Below are 22,462 nucleotides of genomic sequence, written 5' to 3'. Positions count from 1 at the left end.
ACCTCCATTGTATGTTCTAAAATGATTTTGCTTGTTTTATTATACCACAAGGAGGACTGGCACACACTAAAAAAGAGGGGTGCCCCTCTTTCTTAATTTTTATCCAGATTGCGTAGCATTTCGTCAATCTTGTTTCCATATTCAATGGACTCATCTTTGACGAAGGTTAAATCTGGGATTTTGTACAATTTCAAATTGCGACCAAGTTCACGTTTGATGGTACCCGTTGCTTTTTCAAGCCCGATTTGAGCTTTTTGATTATCCGAAGCAAGGTTACTCAAAATGGTATAGTAAACCTTGGCAACAGACAAGTCACCCAGCATCTGAACATCTGTGATGGTCACACCTTGGACACGTGGATCACGGACTTTCTTTTGCAAAATCTCATTGACTTCACGCTTGATTTCCATGCCCACACGATCCGTACGAAAATGATTTGCCATGATATTCCTTTCTCTACTTTGAACCAAAAGCTAGGCCAGCAGACCTAGCTATTTTTATTAGATAGAGGAACTAGAGCCATTTGAATCTAGGAAACAAGCCTTAGATAGAACTAGGGGTTCATCAAGGCGCTGTTGACGACGAGTCAAATCGGCTATCGTTTCTCTATTATCTCTTGATTTCTTCCATGACATAGGCCTCAATCACATCATCCATCTTGATGTCATTGTAGCCATCAATCATCAATCCACCTTCACGACCGTTTGTAACTTCTTTCACATCGTCTTTGTAGTGTTTCAAGCTGGCGAGTTCACCGTCATAGATAACGACACCGTCACGGATTACACGGACTTTAGAATCACGGGTAACCTTACCACTCATAACCATAAATCCACCGATGGTTCCCACTTTAGATACCTTGAAGGTTTCACGGATAACTGCTTCACCGATAACTTTTTCTTCAAATTCTGGATCAAGCATCCCTTTCATGGCTTCTTCCATCTCTTCGATAACCTTGTAGATAATGCTGTGGAGACGGATTTCTACATCGTCAGCTTCTGCTTGTTGGCGAGCTTGTGGTGTAGGTCGTACGTTGAAACCAACGATAAAGGCATTTGAAGCTTCCGCAAGAGTCACGTCAGATTCATTGATGGCACCGACCGCTGAGTGAACGATGGTAACTTTTACTCCTTCTACATCGATCTTTTGAAGTGAGGCAGAAAGGGCTTCAACTGAACCTTGTACGTCGGCCTTGATGATAACATTAACTGACTTAAGCTCACCAGCTTTAAGCGTATCAAAGAGGTTTTCAAGGCTGACACGTTGGGTAGCTTGGCGTTGTTTCATGAGGGCACGTTTTGCACGTTCTTCACCTGCTGCACGCGCAGATTTTTCATCTTCGTAAACGGCAAAGTGGTCACCCGCCATTGGCGCTTCGTTCAAACCTGTAATAGAAACTGGTGTTGATGGGCCTGCAACCTTAACACGACGACCAAGGTCATTGGTCATAGCACGGACACGACCGAAGGTATTTCCGACAACGATTGGGTCTTGGACATTCAAGGTACCTTGTTGGACAAGAAGGGTTGCGACCGCACCTTTTCCTTTATCCAAGCGCGCTTCGATAACCGTACCGATCGCACGCACTGTTGGGTCTGCCTTGAGTTCTTGGATTTCAGCTACAAGAAGGACTGTTTCCAACAATTCTTCGATATTTTGGTTGAATTTAGCTGAGATTTCAACAAATTCAGAATCTCCACCCCAAGCTGTTGACATAACCCCATGCTCTGCCAATTCACCGATAACGCGTTCTGGGTTGGCACCTGGTTTATCAATCTTATTGATGGCTACGATAATTGGAACGTTCGCTGCTTTTGAGTGGTTGATGGCTTCAATAGTCTGAGGCATAACCCCGTCGTCGGCCGCTACAACCAAGATAGTAATATCGGTAACAGATGCACCACGCGCACGCATAGAAGTAAAGGCCGCGTGTCCTGGTGTATCAAGGAAGGTAATCTTCTTGCCATTTTCCACGATTTGGTAAGCACCGATATGCTGCGTGATACCACCTGCTTCACCTGTCGCTACACGAGAGTTACGAAGGGTATCCAAGAGGGTTGTCTTACCATGGTCAACGTGTCCCATGATGGTTACAACTGGTGGACGCTCAACCAATTCATCTTCGTTAAGATAGCCATCTTCGACAAAGAAACGTTCGATGTCGGCATTATCCACTTCAACCTTTTGTTTGGCTTCGATACCGTAATCCACCATGAGGAGTTCGATGGTTTCCCCATCCAAGGATTGGTTTTGTGTAGCCATGACACCCATCATAAAGAGTTTCTTAACGATTTCAGCTGGTTCACGTTTGATACGTTTTGCGATTTCCGCAACAGTCATACCATCTGTATACTCAAATTCTGTTGGCAATTCGTGGAACTTACGCTCTGTAACAGGTTTTGGAGTCTGGTTACGGTTGTTTTGCTTGTTCCCTTTTTTATTTTTCTTGTTGTTATTCCAGTTACTATTTCTTTGATTTCTCACTTGATTCTGACTACTTCGATTCTTTTGTTGTTTTCTAGGACCATCTTCTTCGTGATCATAATCGTCACGTTCTTTGTCTGGTCGAGCTTGTTTTTTACGACGTGTATCCACTGGCGCTTCTTTCGCTACAGGAGCTACTGTTACAGTTGGCTGCGTTTGTTCAGCTAGCTTAGCAGCTTCTTCAAAGATTTCCTCTGGCTCCTTGCGTTTGTTAGCTTGAGCCAAGGCTTCTTTGGCTGCTTGCGATTGTTTGAAGCGCTCCTCGCTTGAGCGTGCGTACTCTGCATTTTGCTCTGCTTTTAGGGCTGCTGCACGGGCTTTAAAGTCAACACGTGGGCCAGCTTGTTTTGGCTGGAAGTCTTGTTGCTGACGGCGATCATTGCCACGATTCCCTTGACCTTGTGGTTTTTTCCCTTGGTCGTTAAATCGGCGATTGTCGCGGTTCCCTTGACCAGGTTTGCCACCATTACGGCCGTCGTTTTTCTGACGGTTGCCGTTTTGTTGTTGGTCACGGTTGTTGCCCTTGTTTTGTTTGCGTCGCTCTGCCTGCTCTTTGGCACGCGCCTCACGCTCCGCCTTGAAGTTTCGACTTTGTGGTCTTGCGGCCACTACTTTTTCTTCTTTAGGAGCTGCAGGTGTAGCTGATTTACTTTCTTCCTTAGCGGCTACTGGTTTAGCTGATACAGGCTTTTCAGCTTTCTTTTCTACACTTGCTTTTGGTGTCGCAGGTTTTGCTTCTGCCTTAGGAGCAGGTGCAGGTTTAAAGCTAGCTGCGATTTGTTCAGCAGCAACAGCTTCCACGCTCGATGAGTGGCTTTTTACATCCAAGCCCAACTCTTTTGCACGCGCTACAACTTCTTTACTTTCTTTTCCAAGTTCTTTTGCGATTTCGTACAATCTTTTCTTAGACAAATCATGTCCTCCTCTTCTATTCCATAAGAGACCTCATTTTCTTTGTAAATCCAGCATCTGTCACAGCCAAAACCTTTCTTGATTTTCCGACTGCTATGCTTAATTCCAGTGTTGAAAACACGGTTATAACTTCTACTTGATAATAGTCACTTTTATCTTGAATCTTTTTGGTTAGATTGGGACCAGCATCATGGGCTAGAAAGACTAGCTTGGCTTTCTGGTCTTGGATGGCCTTGACCACCAATTCCTCACCTGATATGATCCGACCTGCTCGCTGAGCAAGTCCCAAGAGATTGCTTATCTTTTGCTTATTCAAGTCCTAACTCTCTTCTTTTTACTTTGTGATCAACATAGGCGATCAACTCGTCATAAAAGCTTTCTTCCACTTCCATGTTAAAGCTACGGTTAAAGACTTTCTTCTTTTTTGCCTCTAGGGCTTCTGCATTGTCTAGCTTGATATAAGCGCCACGGCCATTGGCCTTGCCTGTCGGGTCGATAAAGATCTCTCCTTCTTTGTTCTTGACAATGCGGAGCAAATCACGCTTGTCAATCACTTCGTTAGATACAACAGACTTGCGCAAAGGGATTTTTCTTGTTTTCATCTTTCCCTCCTCTAGCAGCTTTTATTCTTCGATTAATTCATCCGCAGCTGCGTAATCCACTTGACCTGCTTCTTCCATAGCTTCAAACTCACTGGCAGACTTGATATCGATACGGTAACCTGTCAAATGAGCTGCCAAGCGAACGTTTTGTCCACGACGACCGATGGCAAGAGAAAGCTTGTTATCAGGTACAACGACCAAGGCACGTTTGCTGTCGTTTTCATCAAAGATAACTTGGTCAACCTCTGCAGGTGCGATGGCATTGTAGATAAACTCAGCTGGATCTGCTACCCACTCGATAACGTCGATGTTTTCTTCGACAGGAATCATGCGATCGCTCTTGGCATCGTAACGAGCTGGGTGGAATTTACTGGTGATCTTCTTGATATTGGCACCACCACGCCCAACGATTGTCCCGATAGCATCCACGTTTGGATTGTGGCTACGAACGGCAACCTTGGTACGGTCACCTGCTTCACGAGCTACGCTCATGATTTCGACAGTTCCATCATACACTTCTGGAATTTCTTGTTCCATCAAGCGTTTGATCATTTCTGGATGGCTACGACTGACAAAGACGTTGACGCCACGAGGGTTGTCTTCAACCTTGTAAACGTAGACTTCGATACGGTCGTGAGAAGCAAAAACTTCTCCAGGGATTTGGTCTTGTTTTGACAATTGGGCTTCGATGCTGCCAAGGTTGACATAGATGAAACGGTTGTCAAAACGTTCTACTGTACCAGACATGATTTCTTGTTCATGTTCCTTGTAAGTATTGTAGGTGATGGCACGTGTTTGCTTGCGCATTTTTTCCATGATGGTTTGTTTAGCAGACTGGGCTGCTACACGACCAAACTCAGCTGGTGCTTCTTCAAACTTAATCTTGTCACCAAGCTCATAGGCTGAATTAATGGCAAGGGCATCTTTCAAGCTGATTTCCAAACGGCTATCAAATACTTCATCAACAACTTCACGAACAGTATAGACAGTAAAGTCACCAGTCTTTTCATTGAAGTCGATGGCTACGCTGTCTGATTGACCATAGCGTCTACGATAAGCGGAACGAAGCGACTCTACTACTGCGTCGATGATGTCTTCTTTTTTGATTCCCTTGTCTTCTTCCAAAATGCGGAAGGCCTCTAGCATTTCTTTACTCATGTTCTTTTTACTTTTGAATCCTCAAAAGCTATCCTTTCTTTTCTATAGTTTTACTGCTAAACGTGCTTTTGATACTAAACTGTATGGAATTTGAACGGTTTTCTTACGTGTCTTGTCCATATACTCCATAGTCAACTCATCCTCTTCAAAGGACAGCAAGGTTCCCTCAAAGACTTTTTGCTTATCGATAGCTTGGTAGAGCCCGACATGAATGTATTTCCCAACTGCTCCAGCGATGGCATCCTTGGTTTTTAAAGGACGTTCCAAGCCTGGACTGGTAATTTCTAGGAAATATTGTTCTGGGAAGGGATCGGGCTTGATGGTGTCTAAGACAGGACTGATGATTTCTGTCAGGTCTGCCGTGTCGTTCAAGGTAATTCCTTCAGGTTTATCTACAAAAATACTGAGAATCATGTCACTGCCAATCTTTCCATACTCGATATCCACGAGCTCGAAAGGCGCTTGGATGACAGGTTCTACTACTTCTCTGACTAATTCTACGATTGTTGCGATTGCGTCCACCTCCTCATAAGCAAGAGGCGAAGATATTTCCCCGCCTCTCTTTCTCATATTCTTACTATCAGTATAGCACGTTTGTCAATTTATGTAAAGTATAAGCACTCAAACGGCTGGTTTTCAAGCTATTTCTTAAAATTCTGCCTCAACTCGGTAGATCACTTGACCTTTGCTGGAGAATTTTTGCTCATATTCCGTCATGACATTGCCTTCAAAATCACTGGCATGTAAGTCTAGCCAAACCCCATTGAGTTTCATCCCATACTGAGAAAAGCTCACCAGGCTGTACTCAAACAAGCCACGATTGTCTGTCTTAAAATGGATTTCTCCATTCTCAGGCAAAATACGTTTGAAGGTATCTAAGAAACTCTTGTAAGTCAAACGACGTTTTTCATGGCGTTTTTTAGGCCAAGGATCTGAAAAGTTTAGGTAGAGACGATCAATCTCACCGTCTTCAAAATAGTCGGTCAGATCTGAACCATCTACCCACAGCAACTTGATGTTGGGAACCCCAACTTCAAGCACCTTGTCCAAGGCATAACTCAAGACCGACTTTTGGATGTCAATCCCGATATAGTTGGTGTCAGGGTTTTGTTTGGCCATTCCTGATACGAAGGCTCCTTTTCCACTTCCAACCTCAACATGAATAGGATGATCATTTCCAAACAAGTCTCGCCATTTCCCCTTGGCTTCCAAGGGATTTAGGACAACATACTGGGGATTAGCCTCTAGTAACTCTGTCGCCCCTTTACGATTTCTAACTCTCATCTCTTCTTTCCATACTTGTCACGGAAGACACGCAAGGCATAAATCTCCCGGTTTACATTGTCTAAATCTTGATTTTCACAGTATTTGGCAATCTGGCTCAAGTAAGAATACTGACCATACCAATACAATTTATCTAACACTGTCTGATTGTACTTATAGCCGTAGTCTCTCAACCATTGACGCCACTGATGATCTGGAATATAATGACACAACATATGCGCCACATCAAACATGCGATCCGTCAGACGAACCGAATCCCAATCCACTAGATAAACGAGCCCACTCTCTGTCTCAATCCAATTACTATGGCGAAGATCACCATGCACAATCGTTGCATGATCTTCCCTAAAGCCTGGAACTGTCCTGCGCAAATCATCAATCACCGAATTTAAGTACTGATGTCGTTTCAAGACTTCAGGTGCTTCTTGCCTCCAAGACTGCAACAAGTCTACTGGCGTCTCCATGCTATATCCCAAACGGCTCAACTGCTTCATCAAGGGACGTGAGCGGTGGAGACGCGTCAAGATATTGATGATCTGCTTGCGATTCATGTCGTGCGGGGTCAAGATTTTGCCCGTCAACCATTCTTGGGCACACATATCACGACCATCCGCTAAACGACGAGTCCATAGTAATTGAGGAGCGATTTGTTCTCTAGCTAGGCCAGGTAGGATTGGAGAGGTGTTCATTTTTACAAAGACGCGCTTCCCATCAGGGTAGCTTCCCATATAAGCCTTGCCGCTCTTCCCAGGTATCGGGGTCAGCGTTAGCTCATTATCACCCAAGTCCATTTCTTTCCTCCGTATAAAGTTTCCTTACTATTCTACTAGTTTTTGGTCTATTCGTCAACCAGTCTTTTCAGTTGGTAAGGTAAATAAAACAATTGTAGGAAGAGACTAGCTCCTACAAGAGCTAACAAGGCTGTTTTTTCTTGAAAAACCACTGCTCCGACCAGCAATTCCAACAAAAGAACTGCACTTCCCACACCGACTACAGTCTGTTTCAACCCCTTCTCTTTTTCACCCTTTTCTACAGGAAAAAGCTGGGTCAAGTATTGGTAATCAAAGGCATGATAGAGGGCCAGTAACTGAAAGAGCAAGAGATAGTTAAACAGAACCACTACCACTGTCGCAATCCAAGATTGCTCAATAAAGATCTCAGCTAACAAGGACAGGAAGAGGAGGCGCAAACTGAGAGCAAAGAGGTCTCCATTTCGCAGATAAGAACGAAGATAGAGATTTTGCCAGATCTTCCCTGGAACCTTTTGAACCGTCTTTAGGATAAAATCCAGATAAGCGCGACGTTTGATACTATTTGAAACGCCCTTGACCTGAGTAAAGAGAGCAAAGAAACGAAGCAAGACTTGCTTGCGCTTGCTTTCTTGGGCAATCACATAGTCCCAGTCAAGACCAGTTTCAGTGAAAAATTTACTGGCTTTTTGGCGAAAGAGGAGGTATTTCCCAATCCCCAATAAAAGCATATAGGCAAAAAAGACTGGCAAGCCATAACCCATGGCTAAAAATAAGGGCGCAAATAAAAGCAAGAAAAGGGTTTGGACAAAGAGCCAAAAGACCAGTGAGCGCACCGTCTGCCCTTTGAGGTGGGACTTGACCTCCTCTTCACTGACTAAGAGAAAGAGTTTATCCGGTCCTTCCATGTAGGTCGCGATTCCTCCCCAAGCCAAAAGCAAGGCAGATACAATCCCCAAAAACAAGAGGATAGGCCAATGATTTTCAGGAAAATGTTGTAAGAGTTGACTGTACTGGTAAGCTAGAAAACCAATGAGAACCAGCAGGAACAAGACAAAGTGGTCATTGAGAACATAACGCAGATAACCGACACACTCCTTACGAAAAGCCTGCTTTCGCTTTAAAAACAAGTCTTTCATAGCTCCTCCTCTTTGGTCAGAGCCAAGTAAATATCATTCAAACTAGCCTCAGGCATGTTAAAGGCCTCGCGCAGTTGCTGGAGGTTCCCCTGAGCCCGCACCTCTCCCTTGTGGAGGATAACAAAGGCGTCACACATCTTTTCCGCCGAATCCAGCACGTGGGTACTCATGAGGATGGACTTGCCTTTTTGCTTTTCTGCTTCCAAAAGCTGAATCAAGTCGGAAATCGCCAAGGGATCAAGCCCAAGGAAAGGTTCATCTACGATGAAAAGACTCGGATCCACGACAAAAGCACAGATAATCATAACCTTCTGCTTCATTCCTTTTGAGAAATGGACAGGAAACCAGTCCAATTTTTGGTCCAGACGAAACATTTTTAAAAGCGGTTCTACTCGCTCAAAAGCCACTTTCTGATCGATACCATAAGCCATTGCCACGGTTTCGATATGCTCTTTGAGGGTCAATTCCTCGTACAAGCTAGGCGTTTCTGGAATGTAACCAATCTGCTTGCGGTAGTTGGTTGCATCTTCTCGCAGGGTGAGACCGTTAATCTTGATTTCCCCACTGTAAGGCGTCAAAAGACCGATAATCTCATTGATTGTCGTTGATTTCCCAGCTCCATTGAGACCAATCAAACCAACCAACTGCCCACTTTCAATAGTAAAAGACACATCTTTCAAGACAGGGACATGGACATAGCCTCCTGTCAGGTTTTTAATTTCTAACATATTTTCTCCGAATCTGGTATAATGTAGCTATATTATATCAAAATTCAATACAGTAGAGGTGGATTTTATGTCAGATTGCATTTTTTGTAAGATCATCGCAGGGGAGATTCCTGCTTCAAAAGTATACGAGGATGAGCAGGTTCTTGCCTTTCTTGATATCTCTCAAGTAACGCCTGGACACACCTTGGTCGTACCCAAAGAGCACTACCGCAATCTTTTGGAGATGGATGCTGCAAGTGCCAGCCAACTCTTTGCCCAAGTACCAACAGTGGCTCAAAAAGTCATGAAGGCTACCAAGGCTGCTGGCATGAATATCATCGCTAACTGTGAGGAAGTCGCAGGCCAAACAGTCTTTCATACCCACGTTCACCTCGTACCTCGCTACAGTGCGGACGATGACCTCAAGATTGATTTTATCGCCCACGAACCTGACTTTGACAAACTCGCCCAAGTCGCTGAAACTATCAAAAACGCCTAAGGAGTTGCCATGAAACTATCCAATCTATTGCTATTTGCAGGAGCTGCAGCTGGAAGTTATTTTGTCGTGAAAAATCGCCAGGCCATCACGGAGGAGTTTATAGACACTAGCGACCGTGTCGAGGCTATGAAGGAGGATTTGGATATCATTCAAAACAGCCTGCAAATCATCGACCAACAAAAAGCCCTTATCAAGGAATACCAAAAAGACTTGACCTACAAGTTCAAAGTCTTGGAAAAAGATTTCCAAACCAGAAAGGCGGTCCTCCAAGAAGAAAAACAAGGATAAGAGAGCCTCCAACTTTCCTTAAACTCTTTTTTGGATACTAGGTTTGAATAGAAAAAGGAGGGAATGAAAGTGAAACAGTTTTTAAAAGTTCTAGCGAAGGTTATCGCGATCCCTTGTGGTTGCCTCTGCCTGCTTGTAGCCCTGGCATTTCTACTACTTATGAATCTTTTCAAGGCCTCACCGAGTGACATCCAAAAAGGGAATGACGACTTAAAACAAATCTTTATCTCTCTTGACATGCCTCCTGAGAAAGTAGAATCAAATGGGAGGTATCAATTCGAGGGTGGAGGCTTACATTTTTATGTTACTTTCTCAGATGAGGTCATCAATAGCCACCCTGTCCTAAAAGAAAGTCCAAAACTCACCAAAAACCGACTCGAAGTCTATGTCCTCCAGACAGGAGAGATTTCCTACTATAAAGTAGGGGATAACTTGTTCAATCATGGCTTATTCCAATTTTTAGAGAAGGAAAGTGAAAAGTATTTCCAAGAAAAAGGAAAGACATTTAACCCTAATTACTCACTTCTCTTTTGGGATGATCAGGAAAGTTTTAAAAAGGGAATTTCATTCTATGAAAAAGCTTTGACTTTGGTGGATATTCAGGATAATTCGGCAATCAAACACATTGATACTATCACAGTTAAGCCTGGCAAAGAAGCGGAAATCAAGCAACTCATTCAGGAGATGGATGTGGCCGGCTTGCTCACTCAAAAGTATAAATAGCAAACCAGATGGAGAATGGTTTTCCGATGCCTAAATTTCCCACAATACAAAAAAGAGCCCGACGGCTCTTTTTGTTTTATTCTCCTTCAAAGGCATCTTTTATATGGTCAAAGAAGCCTTTTTTCTTTGGATTGACTTTCAAGTCACCTGCAGCTGCGAATTCTTTAAGAGCAGCTTTTTGGCGGTCGTTTAAGCCTGTCGGAGTCACGACATTGACTGTAACGTATTGATCACCAACGGCACCTCCACGAAGGCTCGGTGCTCCCTTGCCACGTAGGCGGAATTTCTTGCCAGTCTGAGTTCCTTCTGGGATGACCAATTCAACATCACCATGCACGGTTGGAATTTCCACAGTATCACCAAGAGCTGCTTGGACAAAGTTGAGGTTCAGATTGTAGAAGATAGTCGTTCCTTCACGTTCAAACTTATCACTAGCTTCAACTGAAACCACCACGTACAAGTCACCATAAGGACCACCGTTAAAGCCTGCTTCACCTTGACCCGCTAGGCGGATTTGTTGGCCTGTTTCTACACCAGCAGGGATTTTTACATGTACGCTATGAGCTTGTTTTTCATGACCTGTTCCATGACAGGTAGTACATGGGTCTTTGATTTCCTTTCCGCGGCCATGACAGACATCACAGGTTACTTGACGACGCATCATACCAAGCGGAGTCTGCGTATCGACGTTAATGACACCCGCGCCATGACAGCGTCCACAAGTGACTGGACTTGTCCCTGGCTTAGCACCAGATCCGTTACATGTACGACAGCTGGCTTCACGATTGTATTTGACTTCTTTTTCCGTTCCGAAAATGGCTTCTTCAAAAGTCAAATTCACACGGTACTGGAGGTCATCCCCTTGACGAGGAGCGTTTGGATTGCGTGAAGCTCCGCCTCCCCCGAAAAAGCTTGAGAAGATATCTTCAAAACCACCGAAGCCACCTGCTCCGTCAAAGCCACTAAAGCCACCGGCACCACCAAAGCCACCATTGGCACCTGCAGCACCATATTGGTCGTAGGCTGCACGTTTTTGGTCGTCACTCAAAGTCTCATAAGCTTCTTGAACTTCCTTGTATTTTTCCTCAGCGCCAGGCTCCTTGTTGATATCTGGGTGGTATTTCTTTGAAAGCTTACGATAAGCCTTTTTGATCTCGTCTGCCGAAGCGTTTTTTGACACCCCCAGACGATCATAAAATTCAGTATTGTTCATACAAGATACTAAGAGCGAACAGAAAGCGACTGAAATTTAGGAACCCGACAAGAAATCCTGATTTCTTAGGAGGTTTATCTAATTTCTAAGCTTTCCGCTCGAGTTCAATTACGAACACCCTTATTCCTTTCTATTAATATTGCGATTGCGGAACGAAACCACGATTTAGGTCGTATTCAATTCCTTTCTTTTATATTGAGTCAGAAATTTTGGAACCCGTGTTCAGTTACGAACACCCTTGTTCCTTTCTATAATTTATAAGTAAATCATTAGAGGGTATTTTTTATACTCTGCTTCACTTCATCAAACTCTTTGTCCGATAGAGTAAAAATCAAGTCCTCTTCTGAATATTCGTTCTGTTCTTTAAAATAGTTGTCAGTATTTTCTGCCAAACCTAGACCAAGAATCACTTTTCTTGCAAACTCTTGATGTGCAAAGCCAATAGCAGTAATGATATTTTTATCTTGCAGGACAGCTTTTGCTTTGAAATTTTCCCGAGGAAGAAATTCAAAATAGTCAAAGAAGTTTTGCCAAATCCCACCAGTAAATTTCGTGTCATTCAACAAGCCAGCTTTCGCTAACAAAATGGGCGCAGAAGAAATTGCTGTAATTAAGATATCCTGCTCACCGAGTTCTCTCAAAAAAGAATTTAATTTTTCATCCTGTAGAGCAGGCCCTATATTTACCATTCCTGGTAAAATGATACAAGAATACTCTTCTATACAGATTTGATCCAATGTTTTTGTAGGTTGACAAGGTAAGCCATCCTCAGATATAACTATCGAATAATCTGAAGCAACATAATCAATCGTGATGTCAAAAGACAGAGCTAAAGTACTTGTTAAAGCAGTTATCTCATAAAGAGAAAAATTAGGATAAATGATACAAAGTACTTTTTTCATACGCAATATCCTCTATTTTACCGAAAAACAGAGGCTGGGTTGCAACCTCTGAATTTCTTCCTATCATTACGACGTTCAAAAACAAAGTCGATTATACTTTGTAAGGCGTTTAGGCAAGTCGCCATAGCGATCGCCGTAGAATGACAATCACTTTAGTGATTAGTCATTCTTAACTACCTCGCTCTCCTGATTTTCAAGCTCGGGATAAAATAGTCCACTGGACCATTTTATTTCTCCGTAAACTCTCCGTCTACGACGTCATCGCCTGCATTTCCTGTTGCTTGTGCGCCTTCTGCTCCTGCTTGAGCTTGTTGGGCTGCGGCGGCTTGTTCGTAGAGTTTAACAGCAAGTCCTTGAGCTTTTTCATTCAATGCTTCAAGTTTTGCTTTCATTTCGTCCAAGTTGTTGTCTTCTTGGGCTTTCTTAAGCTCATCAAGGGCAGCTTGTGCAGCATCACGTTCTGCATCGAAGCCTTTGCCTTCAGTTTCTTTGATTGTCTTTTCAGTCGCAAAGATAGCTTGGTCTACTTCGTTGCGAAGGTCTACTTCTTCTTTACGTTTCTTATCTGCTTCAGCGTTTGCTTCTGCATCTTTCATCATGCGATCGATTTCTTCGTCTGTCAAACCTGAGTTCGATTGGATAACGATTGTTTGTTCTTTTTGAGTTCCAAGGTCTTTAGCCTTAACAGATACGATACCGTTCTTATCGATGTCGAATGTTACTTCGATTTGTGGGATACCACGAGGTGCAGCTGGGATATCTGTCAATTGGAAGCGTCCAAGCGTCTTGTTATCTGCTGCCATTGGGCGTTCCCCTTGAAGAACGTGGATATCAACGGCTGGTTGGTTGTCTGCCGCAGTTGAGAAGACTTGTGATTTAGATGTTGGAATAGTAGTGTTGCGATCGATAAGTTTTGTAAATACTCCACCCATGGTTTCGATACCAAGTGACAATGGTGTTACGTCAAGAAGGACAACGTCTTTGACATCACCAGTGATAACACCACCTTGGATAGCTGCACCCATAGCAACAACTTCATCAGGGTTTACTGATTTGTTTGGCTCTTTACCAGTTTCAGCTTTAACAGCTTCTACAACAGCTGGGATACGAGTAGAACCACCAACAAGGATAACTTCGTCGATTTCTGACAAGCTCAAACCTGCATCTGAAAGGGCTTGGCGAACTGGAACTTTTGTACGTTCTACAAGGTCACGAGTCAAGTCGTCGAATTTCGCACGAGTCAAAGTCATTTCCAAGTGAAGAGGGCCAGCTTCACCAGCAGTGATAAATGGCAAGCTGATTTGTGTTGAAGTTACACCAGAAAGGTCTTTCTTAGCTTTTTCAGCCGCATCTTTCAAACGTTGCATTGCCATTTTGTCAGTAGACAAGTCAATACCGTTTTCTTTCTTAAATTCTGCTACCAAGTGGTCGATGATTTTTTGGTCAAAGTCGTCACCACCGAGTTTGTTGTCCCCTGCAGTTGATAATACGTCGAAGACACCGTCACCGAGTTCAAGGATAGAGACGTCGAATGTACCACCACCAAGGTCGAATACCAAGATTTTTTCTTCTTTATCAGTCTTGTCCAAACCGTAAGCAAGGGCTGCTGCAGTTGGTTCGTTGACGATACGTTCTACTTCAAGACCAGCGATTTTACCAGCGTCTTTTGTTGCTTGACGTTGAGCATCGTTGAAGTAAGCTGGAACTGTGATAACTGCTTTAGTTACTTTTTCACCAAGGTAGTCTTCTGCATAACCTTTCAAGTATTGAAGGATCATAGCTGAAATTTCTTGTGGAGTGTATTCTTTTCCGTTTGCAGAAACTTTTTCAGAAGTACCCATCTTAGATTTGATAGAGATGACTGTATCTGGGTTTGTGACTGCTTGACGTTTTGCAGCGTCACCAACGATGATTTCTCCGTTTTTGAATGATACTACAGATGGAGTTGTACGGTTTCCTTCTGGGTTTGCGATGATTTTGCTTTCAGTTCCTTCAAGAACTGCAACTGCTGAGTTTGTTGTACCTAAGTCAATACCGATAATTTTAGACATGTGTTTTTCTCCTTGTTGTTTTTTCTTCTTTTTTTGATACTTCCCTTAAGTGGTGGGGACGTGAGCAACTCCCTCCGGGATTTCATCACTTATTTTTGAGCCTATTGTCTCAAAAATCCCCTGTTTCAGTAGCAAAAGCTACTGAAACTTTCACCACAACGGGCAATATCTTCCTTGCAAGCCTCTGGCTTGCCCCTTATCTTTCTTCATAGTTTATTGTCATTTCGGACAAGTTTTTAAGTTCTCTAACCTAGTTATACACTACTACCATGGCTGGGCGTAGGATGCGGTCATGGAGTTTGTAGCCTTTTTGAAAAACTTGGGCGATGGTGTCTGCTGGGTGTTCATCGTCTGCTGGGAGAGTTTGGATGGCCATGTGATAGTTATGGTCAAATTCACCATCAGCTGCGATTTCTTCGATTCCTTCTTCTTTCAAAGCGTGAATCAAGCTCTCTTGCACCATCTCCAATCCTTTTTTGACATCGTATGTCAATCCTTCAACTGCAAGTGCACGTTCTAGGTTGTCGAGCGATGGTAAGATTGCTTTTGCCAAATCTTGACTACGATAGCGTTGCAAGAGTTGGCGTTCTTCATTAGCTCGGCGCTGGATATTTTGCATTTCTGCATGAGCACGAAGGTATTTGTTTTCGAACTCATCCGCACGTTCATTTGCCAAGTCCAACTCAGACTTCTCAGGAGTTGTTTCTTCTGTCGTTTCAACAACTTCCTCTTCTTTTACTTCTTCGTTTTTTATTTCCTCAGACATTTTTCGCCTCCTTTTTAGGAATTTATGTAATTTCATGTTCAACTCACCTCATAATGATTACTACTCAAATAGCGGTAGAAATCTGTGAGTTTCATAGTTAGGACTCGATTGACAACATTGAGTTGATTAACCAATTGCTGGTAATCCAGATTAACCGGACCGATAATGGCAAGAATTCCAAAACCTCGATAAGGAATGAGGAATTTACTGCTAATCACTGCTAGATCTGCTAGACAAGACTCTTGACTGTCCGCAACACGGACATTTTGCATTTGATCTTCATGCAGACCCTCACGAATTTCCAGAGCCACTTTCTGTGGTTGGTCAAAAAACTGATAAGCTGCTAGATTTGCAAAATTCAAGAGATTGACCTTGCCCGACACCACAATGTTTTCGTTGAACATTTCCTTAAAGATGTGTTCAAAGAGATCGATGACATTGTCCGTCGTTGTGAAGTAACGCTGGATAATCTGCGGAATCTCCGTCCGAATCTTGTAGTGAATATCTAGAACGGTGTGACCTAGGAAACGTTCCTGAATGATTGCCTTAAGCTTCAGCAAATCCTCCTGCAAGAAGTTCCTTGGAATCAGAAACTGACTGGTAACCGTTCGCGATTCGTCTAAGGTAAATACTGCCAAGGCTGTATGTTGTCCTAAAATAACGATATCAAAGGCTGTCAACCGTTGTCTGCTGGGCTCAACATCCAGTGCCACTACCGTACAACCACTCAAGTCTGTTAGTAGATTAGCAGCCTCTTGCAGAATATCCTCCAGTTTGAAGAACTCCTGATCAAAGGCTTTGACAATCTCATAAACCTCATTTTCAGCTAGTCTGTCGAAATCCAGTGAGTGTTTCACATAGTACTGAAAACCAGCAACACTTGGCATCCGACCACTTGAAGTATGAGCTTTCTCAAGCAAACCTTGCTTTTCTAAAGCCGCCATATCATTACGAATGGTTGCACTGCTAGAGTTAACAGACTCTTGCAAGGCTTTGGATCCGACAGGTTCGTGCGTTTTGGTAAAGATGTCAATGATCAGATTTAAAATATCCTGCTGACGCTCTGTAACCATCTCATCACTCCTCTCTGTCTGATCAATTAGCACTCAATACACTCAAGTGCTAACTCATGATTCTATTATACACCCTTGAAAGATAATGTCAAGACAAAAACTCAAAAAATTAGCACTCTTTTATCAAGAGTGCTAAAAATCAGTCTGAGGACCTAGAAACTTATTTTTTATCTACTTGGTATTTCCTTTTAAGTCTGAAAAAACCATAGATTAGATAAGAAATTAAGCAAGCGTATAAAACGAAAATGAAAAAGAAAGACTGAGACAAGTTTTCTCGATACAAACTCATGCAAACAACAAGACCACCCGAGAAAACGGCTATACAAGAACGAAGTCTAGACCGCATCACTTCCCATCCGAGCCCCTTACTCATATAGACTTTCTCCTCTGAAAGTATATCAGAAGTTGGTTTACGAAGAATTGAACAAAAACCTGTTTCTATCAATTCCCAACCTCTATTCCTAAAATTTTGCAGTTCATGCTTATACTTTTTAAGATGGCGAGTATCATAGATATGGTAGATGACATCGTCCGGTTGGCATTGCTCAAAATAGAAAAAGCCCAAACGATTAGTTCTATATCTCCAACCTTTCAAGTGCATCTCATGCAAATAATCTTCTTCCTTGTCTAAATCAACAACGGTGAAAATCCGAAATTGCTTTTTGTTTATCACGACTTTCCCTCCAAAATAGAACACACGTATTATTTCATTTATCAGACAATTCATGCCATTTTTGGAACAATCTCCAAAAAATATAAGAAATCTGAATTGCAAAAACTATCAATAAAACACAATCCATAATAACAATCAAAAACATTACCCAACTGAAAGAACTACCTCCACTGACAAACTTTGAGAAAACCAGTAGTAGAGCTAAAAAGAGAAGCAAAATAGGAAGCATCCGCATTATTAAAATCCGTTTGACCACAGCTAACTTCCCAGCCACGTCATTATAAATTTCAAATTCTGCATCCGATTCAATTTCAGAATGTGCTTTTCTAAAGTAGGAAAAACCATTAAAGTCTGTAATATGCTCCCAGCCACAGTCTTTAAATAATTGTAAATAGGAGGCTCTCTCTGATTTTTTCATTGGATAAAAGTCTAACTGATAAGACACCTGCTCCGGTTGGCACTTTTCAAAAGTATACTTAACCGCAACTACTAAGTTAGAGTAGGTTACTTCCTTGAGCTTCCACCCCTCAGCATGCATTTTTCTAAGATATAAAGCCTCTCTATCATAATCCGCAATGGTAGCAATTCTATAAATAACCTTCTTTTCCATCATCCTTCCTCCAGACTGTTTCTATAGAGTCGTTCAATACGTTTCAATTCAATATCTAAGACTTTTCGTCCTAAGTCCGTGATCTGATAGATTTTACGTTTTTCTTCCTCTCGGATAAAGGAAATCAAGCCATCCTTTTCCATTTTTGACAAGGTTCCATACATAGTACCAGGACTAATCAAAACTTGCGAATCTGTCATCTCCTTGACCTTTTGTGTAATACCATATCCATGGTTCTCCTTCTGTAGACAAAACAAGATATAAAATCCTGTTTCCGTCATCGGAAGATAGACCCGACGAATCTTATCCGCTAATTCCATTTATAACCACTTCCCATTCAGTTCGATATATCGTACTTCGTTATACAAAATATATCACACCTCGATATAAAACGCAAGAAAAAAGATCACCCTCAGGCAATCTTTCTTCTATATTAGTAAAGGTCTAGATAATTATCAACTTCCCATTGTGACACAAAGGTTGCATAACTAGCCCACTCGATACGTTTGGCTTCAAGGAAGCTCGTATAGATGTGTTCACCTAGGGCAGCCTTAACCACTTCATCCTCAGTCAAAGCTTTCAAAGCGTTGTGAAGAGTTGATGGAAGGTCTGTGATTCCAGCTTCCCTACGCTCTTCTGCTGTCATGATGTAGATATTTTCTTCAATCGGAGCTGGTGCTTCAATTTTGTTTTCAATACCATGCAAACCAACTTCCAAAAGAACTGCCATAGCGATGTATGGGTTTGCCATTGGATCCACCGAACGCAACTCAAGACGAGTTCCCATACCACGTGAAGCAGGCACGCGCACAAGCGGCGAACGGTTACGACCAGCCCAAGCAATGTAAACAGGCGCTTCATAACCTGGAACCAAACGTTTGTATGAGTTAACCGTTGGGTTCATGATGGCAGTATAGTTGTAGGCATGCTTGATCAAACCACCAAGGAAATGATAGGCCGTTTCAGACAACTGCATTCCTTTTGGATCGTTTGGATCAAAGAAGGCATTATTTCCTTCTACATCAAACAAGGACATATTACAGTGCATACCTGACCCGGCAATACCAAATTTTGGTTTCGCCATAAAGGTTGCGTAAAGACCATGTTTGCGAGCGATGGTTTTAACAACAAGTTTAAAGATTTGAATCTTGTCACAGGCACGGAGGACTTCATCATACTTGAAGTCAATTTCATGTTGTCCAACCGCAACCTCATGGTGACTTGCTTCTACTTCAAATCCCATTTTGGTCAAGACATTCACGATTTCACGACGCGTATTGTCTGCAAGGTCAGTAGGGGCCAAATCAAAGTATCCACCCTTGTCATTTACCTCAAGAGTCGGATCACCATTTTCATCCAGTTTAAATAGGAAGAATTCTGGTTCTGGTCCAAGGTTGAAGGATTTAAATCCTACTTCCTCCATATGACGAAGCGCACGCTTCAAATTACCACGAGGGTCACCTGCAAATGGCTCACCCTCTGTTGTATAGACATCACAGATCAAACCTGCAACACTTCCATTTTCATCTCCCCAAGGGAAGACTGTCCATGTATCCAAGTCTGGGTACAAGTACATATCTGACTCATTGATACGTACAAAACCTTCAATAGAAGAGCCATCAAACATGGCTTTGTTTGACAAGACCTTATCTAACTGTTCATCTGTAGCAGGAATTTCGACGTTTTTCATGGTTCCCAGAATATCTGAAAACATGAGACGGATAAAGGTAACATTTTTTTCCTGGACTTCACGACGAATATCTGCAGCTGTGATTGGCATGGGTTTTCTCCTTAATATATGACTACTTGCGGTTGCCTAACCGCGACCAAAGGGTGAACGTACTGAAGCAAAGCGCCCCTGCTGGAGGAGTTCATTGTGGAGTGCACGACGCACTTCCGTCTGACTCACGGCTTTTTTGGACTTCGCCTCGCGTTCAGCATATTTTTTCTTAATCGCAGCAATATTATGACCTTCAGAGATATAATCTTTGATTTCAAGCAGACGATCCATATCATTCAAAGAATACATGCGACGGTTCCCTTCGTTTCGATCAGGCTTTATCAACTCTTGATCTTCATAATAACGAATCTGACGCGCCGAGAGATCGGTCAATTTCATAACACTACCGATAGGAAAAACAGCCATATTTCGGCGAAATTCTCTTTCCTTCATTTACAATTTCCTTCTTCCTGTCTATTATAGTCTAAAAAAAGACAAACGTCAACGAATAATGTCATAAAATGTAACATTATTTTCTTTTTTTCTCCCAAAAGAGTTTCAGTTGCTCAATATCATAATTTACAAGGATTGCGACAAAAACTCCCATAAAAGTTTCAAATACACGAGCAAACACGTACAAAAATGTTTCTCCGCTCGGTATTGATAGGGTAATGATTAACATAGCCGCTACACCACCAATAACTCCTGCCTTGTTGTTCATGGCAACATTTGTCATAATGGTTAACATGGTGCAAATTGGCACAACTAATAAGGTTACCCAAAAGGCTTCTTGAAATAAGGTATTTAAAAGGAAAAAGACAAGGGCGTAAAAACCTCCGATACTGTTTCCTAAGATACGCGAAGTTCCAAAATGGACGCTCTTATCAAAACTTTCTCGTAGACTGAAGACCGCTGTCAAAGCCCCAATTTGCAGTCCCTTCCAGCCAAAAAATCCAAAAATCAAGAGAACTAGAAAAACAGCAATGCCAGTTTTAAAGGTTCGCATGCCAAGTTTGAACTGTGACTTATCAAATTTATATTTTTTAAAATAACTCATAATCTCAACTTTCTATTTCCATTTTATCATAATTTAGTTGATTTTATGAGCCAAAATCAATCGGAAGCGTTTTTAATTTAGACTATAAAAAAAGAGGAAACAGAGTTCCTCTTTTCATCGTTTCATTTAAGAAAGCTTATTTTTCTGTAAGTGCAGCCAATCCTGGCAATACTTTACCTTCAAGAAGTTCCATTGATGCTCCACCACCAGTAGAGATCCATGAGAACTTGTCTGCACGACCAAGGTTGATTGCTGCGGCAGCTGAGTCACCACCACCGATGATTGATTTCACACCTGGTTGTTTCACGATAGCGTCCATGACACCGATTGTACCAGCTTGGAAGTCAGGGTTTTCAAATACACCCATCGGTCCGTTCCATACAACTGTTTTGGCACCAGTCAAGGCTTCGTCGAATTTAGCGATAGATTTAGGACCGATATCCAAACCAAGGAAACCTGGATCAACTGCTTCACCTTCAGTATCTTTTACTTCAGTATAGTCAGCAAATGTGTTAGCTTCTTTTGAGTCAACTGGCAAGATCAATTTGCCATTTGCTTTTTCAAGAAGAGCTTTAGCGACATCCAATTTGTCTTCTTCTACAAGTGAGTTACCGATTTCGATACCTTGTGCTTTGTAGAATGTGTAAGTCATCCCACCACCGATAAGAACTTTATCAGCTTTTTCAAGCAAGTTTTCGATAACACCGATCTTGTCTGAAACTTTTGAACCACCAAGGATAGCCACGAATGGACGTTCTGGAGCTTCAACTGCTTCTTGGATATAGGCAATTTCGTTTTCAAGAAGGAAACCAGCAACTGCTTTTTCAACGTTTGCTGAGATACCAACGTTAGATGCGTGTGCACGGTGAGCTGTACCGAATGCATCGTTTACGAAGACACCATCTCCAAGTGATGCCCAGTATTTACCAAGTTCAGGATCATTTTTAGATTCTTTCTTGCCGTCAACATCTTCAAAACGAGTGTTTTCAACTAAGAGAACTTGTCCATCTTCAAGAGCGTTAACAGCGGCTTCCAATTCAACACCACGTGTAACACCTGGGATAAATTTAACTTCTTGTCCCAACTTAGCAGCCAAGTCAGCAGCTACAGGAGCAAGTGATTTACCAGCTTTGTCTGCTTCTTCTTTTACACGGCCAAGGTGAGAGAAGAGGATTGCACGTCCACCTTGTTCAAGGATGTACTTGATAGTTGGAAGAGCTGCAGTGATACGGTTGTCGTTGGTAATCACGCCATCTTTAACAGGTACGTTGAAGTCAACACGAACGAGAACTTTTTTCCCTTTCAAGTCAACGTCTTTAACAGTCAATTTTGCCATTAGATATGACTCCTTCTTTTTTTATATGTGTTAATTATATCACAAAATCAGCAAAAGAGATAGAAAAACCCTAAACTTTTCTTGTTCTTTCTTATAATTAAAACTAGCATTTTTTAAAATCAAATCTAGAAAAACCTTATCAAATAAGTAATCAATGCGAGATAAAATAATCAAAACAAGGTTTGACTGCAGCCAAACCTTATTTTTAGTTTTTATGAGGAAATCCAAGAATTCTAAATCGATTAGTCTTCTTTCTTCTTTCTAGCAAGCAAGCCATAACCACTCATTGCTCCGAGAAGTCCCAGAGCTACTAGACTGGCATCTGTTTCAACACCAGTATTTGGAAGTTGATTTTTTGCTTTTTCTGCTTTGACTGGTGTTTCCACCATTGAATTGTCTGTACTTGGTACTAGCTGTTCAACTTTTTCCTTGGTACCAATTTCAACAATTTCTGGGACAGCTTCCTTGAGAACTTCAGTCGAACGAAGAGTGCGATTGCCTTGGGCATCTACTTCT

General features: G+C 42.2%; 26 protein-coding genes. 3 read left to right on the top strand and 23 right to left on the bottom strand.

The features are described from left to right. Positions 1–92 precede the first annotated feature (92 nt). The 10 genes from rbfA to M1F97_RS06195 all read right to left on the bottom strand — a co-directional run bounded on the left by rbfA (position 93) and on the right by M1F97_RS06195 (position 9,056). On the bottom strand, positions 93–443 hold the full coding sequence (gene rbfA, locus M1F97_RS06240; protein WP_001273601.1) for a 30S ribosome-binding factor RbfA: 351 nt from the start codon (positions 441–443) through the stop codon (positions 93–95). 166 nt (positions 444–609) lie between these two features. Then, a complete protein-coding gene (infB, locus tag M1F97_RS06235; protein WP_247944551.1) occupies positions 610–3,396 on the bottom strand; it encodes a translation initiation factor IF-2 in 2,787 nt (928 codons plus the stop codon). 16 nt (positions 3,397–3,412) lie between these two features. Then, positions 3,413–3,712, bottom strand: a complete 300-nt coding sequence (locus M1F97_RS06230) for a YlxQ-related RNA-binding protein (protein ID WP_001041396.1) — start codon at positions 3,710–3,712, stop codon at positions 3,413–3,415. Next, positions 3,705–3,998 (bottom strand): RNase P modulator RnpM, encoded by a 294-nt coding sequence (gene rnpM, locus M1F97_RS06225; protein WP_000857555.1) that lies wholly within the window; start codon positions 3,996–3,998, stop codon positions 3,705–3,707. Before rnpM ends, M1F97_RS06230 begins: the two co-directional genes overlap by 8 nt. 21 nt (positions 3,999–4,019) lie before the next feature. Continuing rightward, positions 4,020–5,156: a transcription termination factor NusA gene (nusA, locus tag M1F97_RS06220; protein ID WP_000032277.1), complete on the bottom strand. Its 1,137-nt coding sequence runs from the start codon at positions 5,154–5,156 to the stop codon at positions 4,020–4,022. Between the two features lie 42 nt (positions 5,157–5,198). Then, a complete protein-coding gene (rimP, locus tag M1F97_RS06215) occupies positions 5,199–5,678 on the bottom strand; it encodes a ribosome maturation factor RimP (RefSeq protein ID WP_132972575.1) in 480 nt (159 codons plus the stop codon). A gap of 126 nt (positions 5,679–5,804) precedes the next feature. Beyond that, the gene (gene trmB / locus M1F97_RS06210; protein WP_247944550.1) at positions 5,805–6,440 is read right to left on the bottom strand and encodes a tRNA (guanosine(46)-N7)-methyltransferase TrmB; all 636 of its coding nucleotides are present in this window, start codon (positions 6,438–6,440) and stop codon (positions 5,805–5,807) included. Next, complete coding sequence (gene ccrZ, locus M1F97_RS06205; RefSeq protein WP_247944549.1) at positions 6,437–7,231, bottom strand: cell cycle regulator CcrZ; 795 nt, start codon at positions 7,229–7,231, stop codon at positions 6,437–6,439. Before ccrZ ends, trmB begins: the two co-directional genes overlap by 4 nt. Before the next feature lie 47 nt (positions 7,232–7,278). Then, the gene (locus M1F97_RS06200) at positions 7,279–8,328 is read right to left on the bottom strand and encodes an ABC transporter permease (RefSeq protein ID WP_247944548.1); all 1,050 of its coding nucleotides are present in this window, start codon (positions 8,326–8,328) and stop codon (positions 7,279–7,281) included. Further along, positions 8,325–9,056, bottom strand: coding sequence for an ABC transporter ATP-binding protein (locus M1F97_RS06195; protein ID WP_247944547.1), 732 nt, complete (start codon positions 9,054–9,056; stop codon positions 8,325–8,327). Before M1F97_RS06195 ends, M1F97_RS06200 begins: the two co-directional genes overlap by 4 nt. 67 nt (positions 9,057–9,123) lie before the next feature. Here M1F97_RS06195 and M1F97_RS06190 point away from each other — a divergent pair, with 67 nt between their 5' ends. From M1F97_RS06190 to M1F97_RS06180, 3 genes are all read left to right on the top strand, one after another. Further along, complete coding sequence (locus M1F97_RS06190) at positions 9,124–9,534, top strand: HIT family protein (protein WP_247944546.1); 411 nt, start codon at positions 9,124–9,126, stop codon at positions 9,532–9,534. A 9-nt stretch (positions 9,535–9,543) separates the two neighbouring features. Next, a complete protein-coding gene (locus tag M1F97_RS06185; RefSeq protein WP_247944545.1) occupies positions 9,544–9,822 on the top strand; it encodes a hypothetical protein in 279 nt (92 codons plus the stop codon). Positions 9,823–9,885: 63 nt separating this feature from the next. Next, positions 9,886–10,545, top strand: coding sequence for a hypothetical protein (locus tag M1F97_RS06180; RefSeq protein WP_247944544.1), 660 nt, complete (start codon positions 9,886–9,888; stop codon positions 10,543–10,545). Between the two features lie 76 nt (positions 10,546–10,621). Here the strand turns inward: M1F97_RS06180 and dnaJ are convergent, their stop codons facing one another. The 13 genes from dnaJ to M1F97_RS06115 all read right to left on the bottom strand — a co-directional run. Further along, entirely contained in the window at positions 10,622–11,758 is a 1,137-nt protein-coding gene (gene dnaJ / locus M1F97_RS06175; protein ID WP_247944543.1) for a molecular chaperone DnaJ, read from the bottom strand. A gap of 269 nt (positions 11,759–12,027) precedes the next feature. Then, positions 12,028–12,660 carry a DJ-1/PfpI family protein gene (locus M1F97_RS06170; RefSeq protein WP_247944542.1) on the bottom strand — a complete coding sequence of 211 codons (633 nt, stop codon included), beginning with the start codon at positions 12,658–12,660 and terminating at the stop codon, positions 12,028–12,030. A 227-nt stretch (positions 12,661–12,887) separates the two neighbouring features. After that, entirely contained in the window at positions 12,888–14,711 is a 1,824-nt protein-coding gene (gene dnaK / locus M1F97_RS06165) for a molecular chaperone DnaK (RefSeq protein WP_061415785.1), read from the bottom strand. Between the two features lie 250 nt (positions 14,712–14,961). Then, a complete protein-coding gene (grpE, locus tag M1F97_RS06160) occupies positions 14,962–15,477 on the bottom strand; it encodes a nucleotide exchange factor GrpE (RefSeq protein WP_247944541.1) in 516 nt (171 codons plus the stop codon). A gap of 38 nt (positions 15,478–15,515) precedes the next feature. Continuing rightward, positions 15,516–16,550 (bottom strand): heat-inducible transcriptional repressor HrcA, encoded by a 1,035-nt coding sequence (hrcA, locus tag M1F97_RS06155; protein ID WP_247944540.1) that lies wholly within the window; start codon positions 16,548–16,550, stop codon positions 15,516–15,518. A gap of 160 nt (positions 16,551–16,710) precedes the next feature. Then, positions 16,711–17,223: a DUF2812 domain-containing protein gene (locus M1F97_RS06150; RefSeq protein ID WP_247944539.1), complete on the bottom strand. Its 513-nt coding sequence runs from the start codon at positions 17,221–17,223 to the stop codon at positions 16,711–16,713. Positions 17,224–17,257: 34 nt separating this feature from the next. After that, on the bottom strand, positions 17,258–17,833 hold the full coding sequence (locus M1F97_RS06145) for a DUF2812 domain-containing protein (protein WP_247944538.1): 576 nt from the start codon (positions 17,831–17,833) through the stop codon (positions 17,258–17,260). Beyond that, positions 17,833–18,153, bottom strand: a complete 321-nt coding sequence (locus tag M1F97_RS06140; RefSeq protein ID WP_223329080.1) for a PadR family transcriptional regulator — start codon at positions 18,151–18,153, stop codon at positions 17,833–17,835. The genes M1F97_RS06145 and M1F97_RS06140 overlap by 1 nt, the downstream gene beginning before the upstream one ends. Before the next feature lie 113 nt (positions 18,154–18,266). Beyond that, positions 18,267–19,613 carry a type I glutamate--ammonia ligase gene (gene glnA, locus M1F97_RS06135; RefSeq protein WP_247944537.1) on the bottom strand — a complete coding sequence of 449 codons (1,347 nt, stop codon included), beginning with the start codon at positions 19,611–19,613 and terminating at the stop codon, positions 18,267–18,269. Positions 19,614–19,649: 36 nt separating this feature from the next. Continuing rightward, positions 19,650–20,006: a transcriptional repressor GlnR gene (glnR, locus tag M1F97_RS06130; protein WP_000664333.1), complete on the bottom strand. Its 357-nt coding sequence runs from the start codon at positions 20,004–20,006 to the stop codon at positions 19,650–19,652. A 76-nt stretch (positions 20,007–20,082) separates the two neighbouring features. After that, the gene (locus tag M1F97_RS06125) at positions 20,083–20,610 is read right to left on the bottom strand and encodes an FUSC family protein (RefSeq protein WP_247944536.1); all 528 of its coding nucleotides are present in this window, start codon (positions 20,608–20,610) and stop codon (positions 20,083–20,085) included. A gap of 136 nt (positions 20,611–20,746) precedes the next feature. Next, a complete protein-coding gene (locus M1F97_RS06120) occupies positions 20,747–21,946 on the bottom strand; it encodes a phosphoglycerate kinase (protein WP_247944535.1) in 1,200 nt (399 codons plus the stop codon). Between the two features lie 242 nt (positions 21,947–22,188). Beyond that, positions 22,189–22,462, bottom strand: a 274-nt coding sequence (locus M1F97_RS06115) for an LPXTG cell wall anchor domain-containing protein (protein WP_247944534.1), incomplete at its 5' end; no start/stop codon positions are given.

The sequence above is a fragment of the Streptococcus oralis genome, assembly GCF_023110435.1.
Lineage (GTDB): Bacteria > Bacillota > Bacilli > Lactobacillales > Streptococcaceae > Streptococcus > Streptococcus oralis_CF.
Note: the sequence above shows the minus strand (reverse complement) of the source record. Positions and strands in the feature narration are given on the sequence as shown.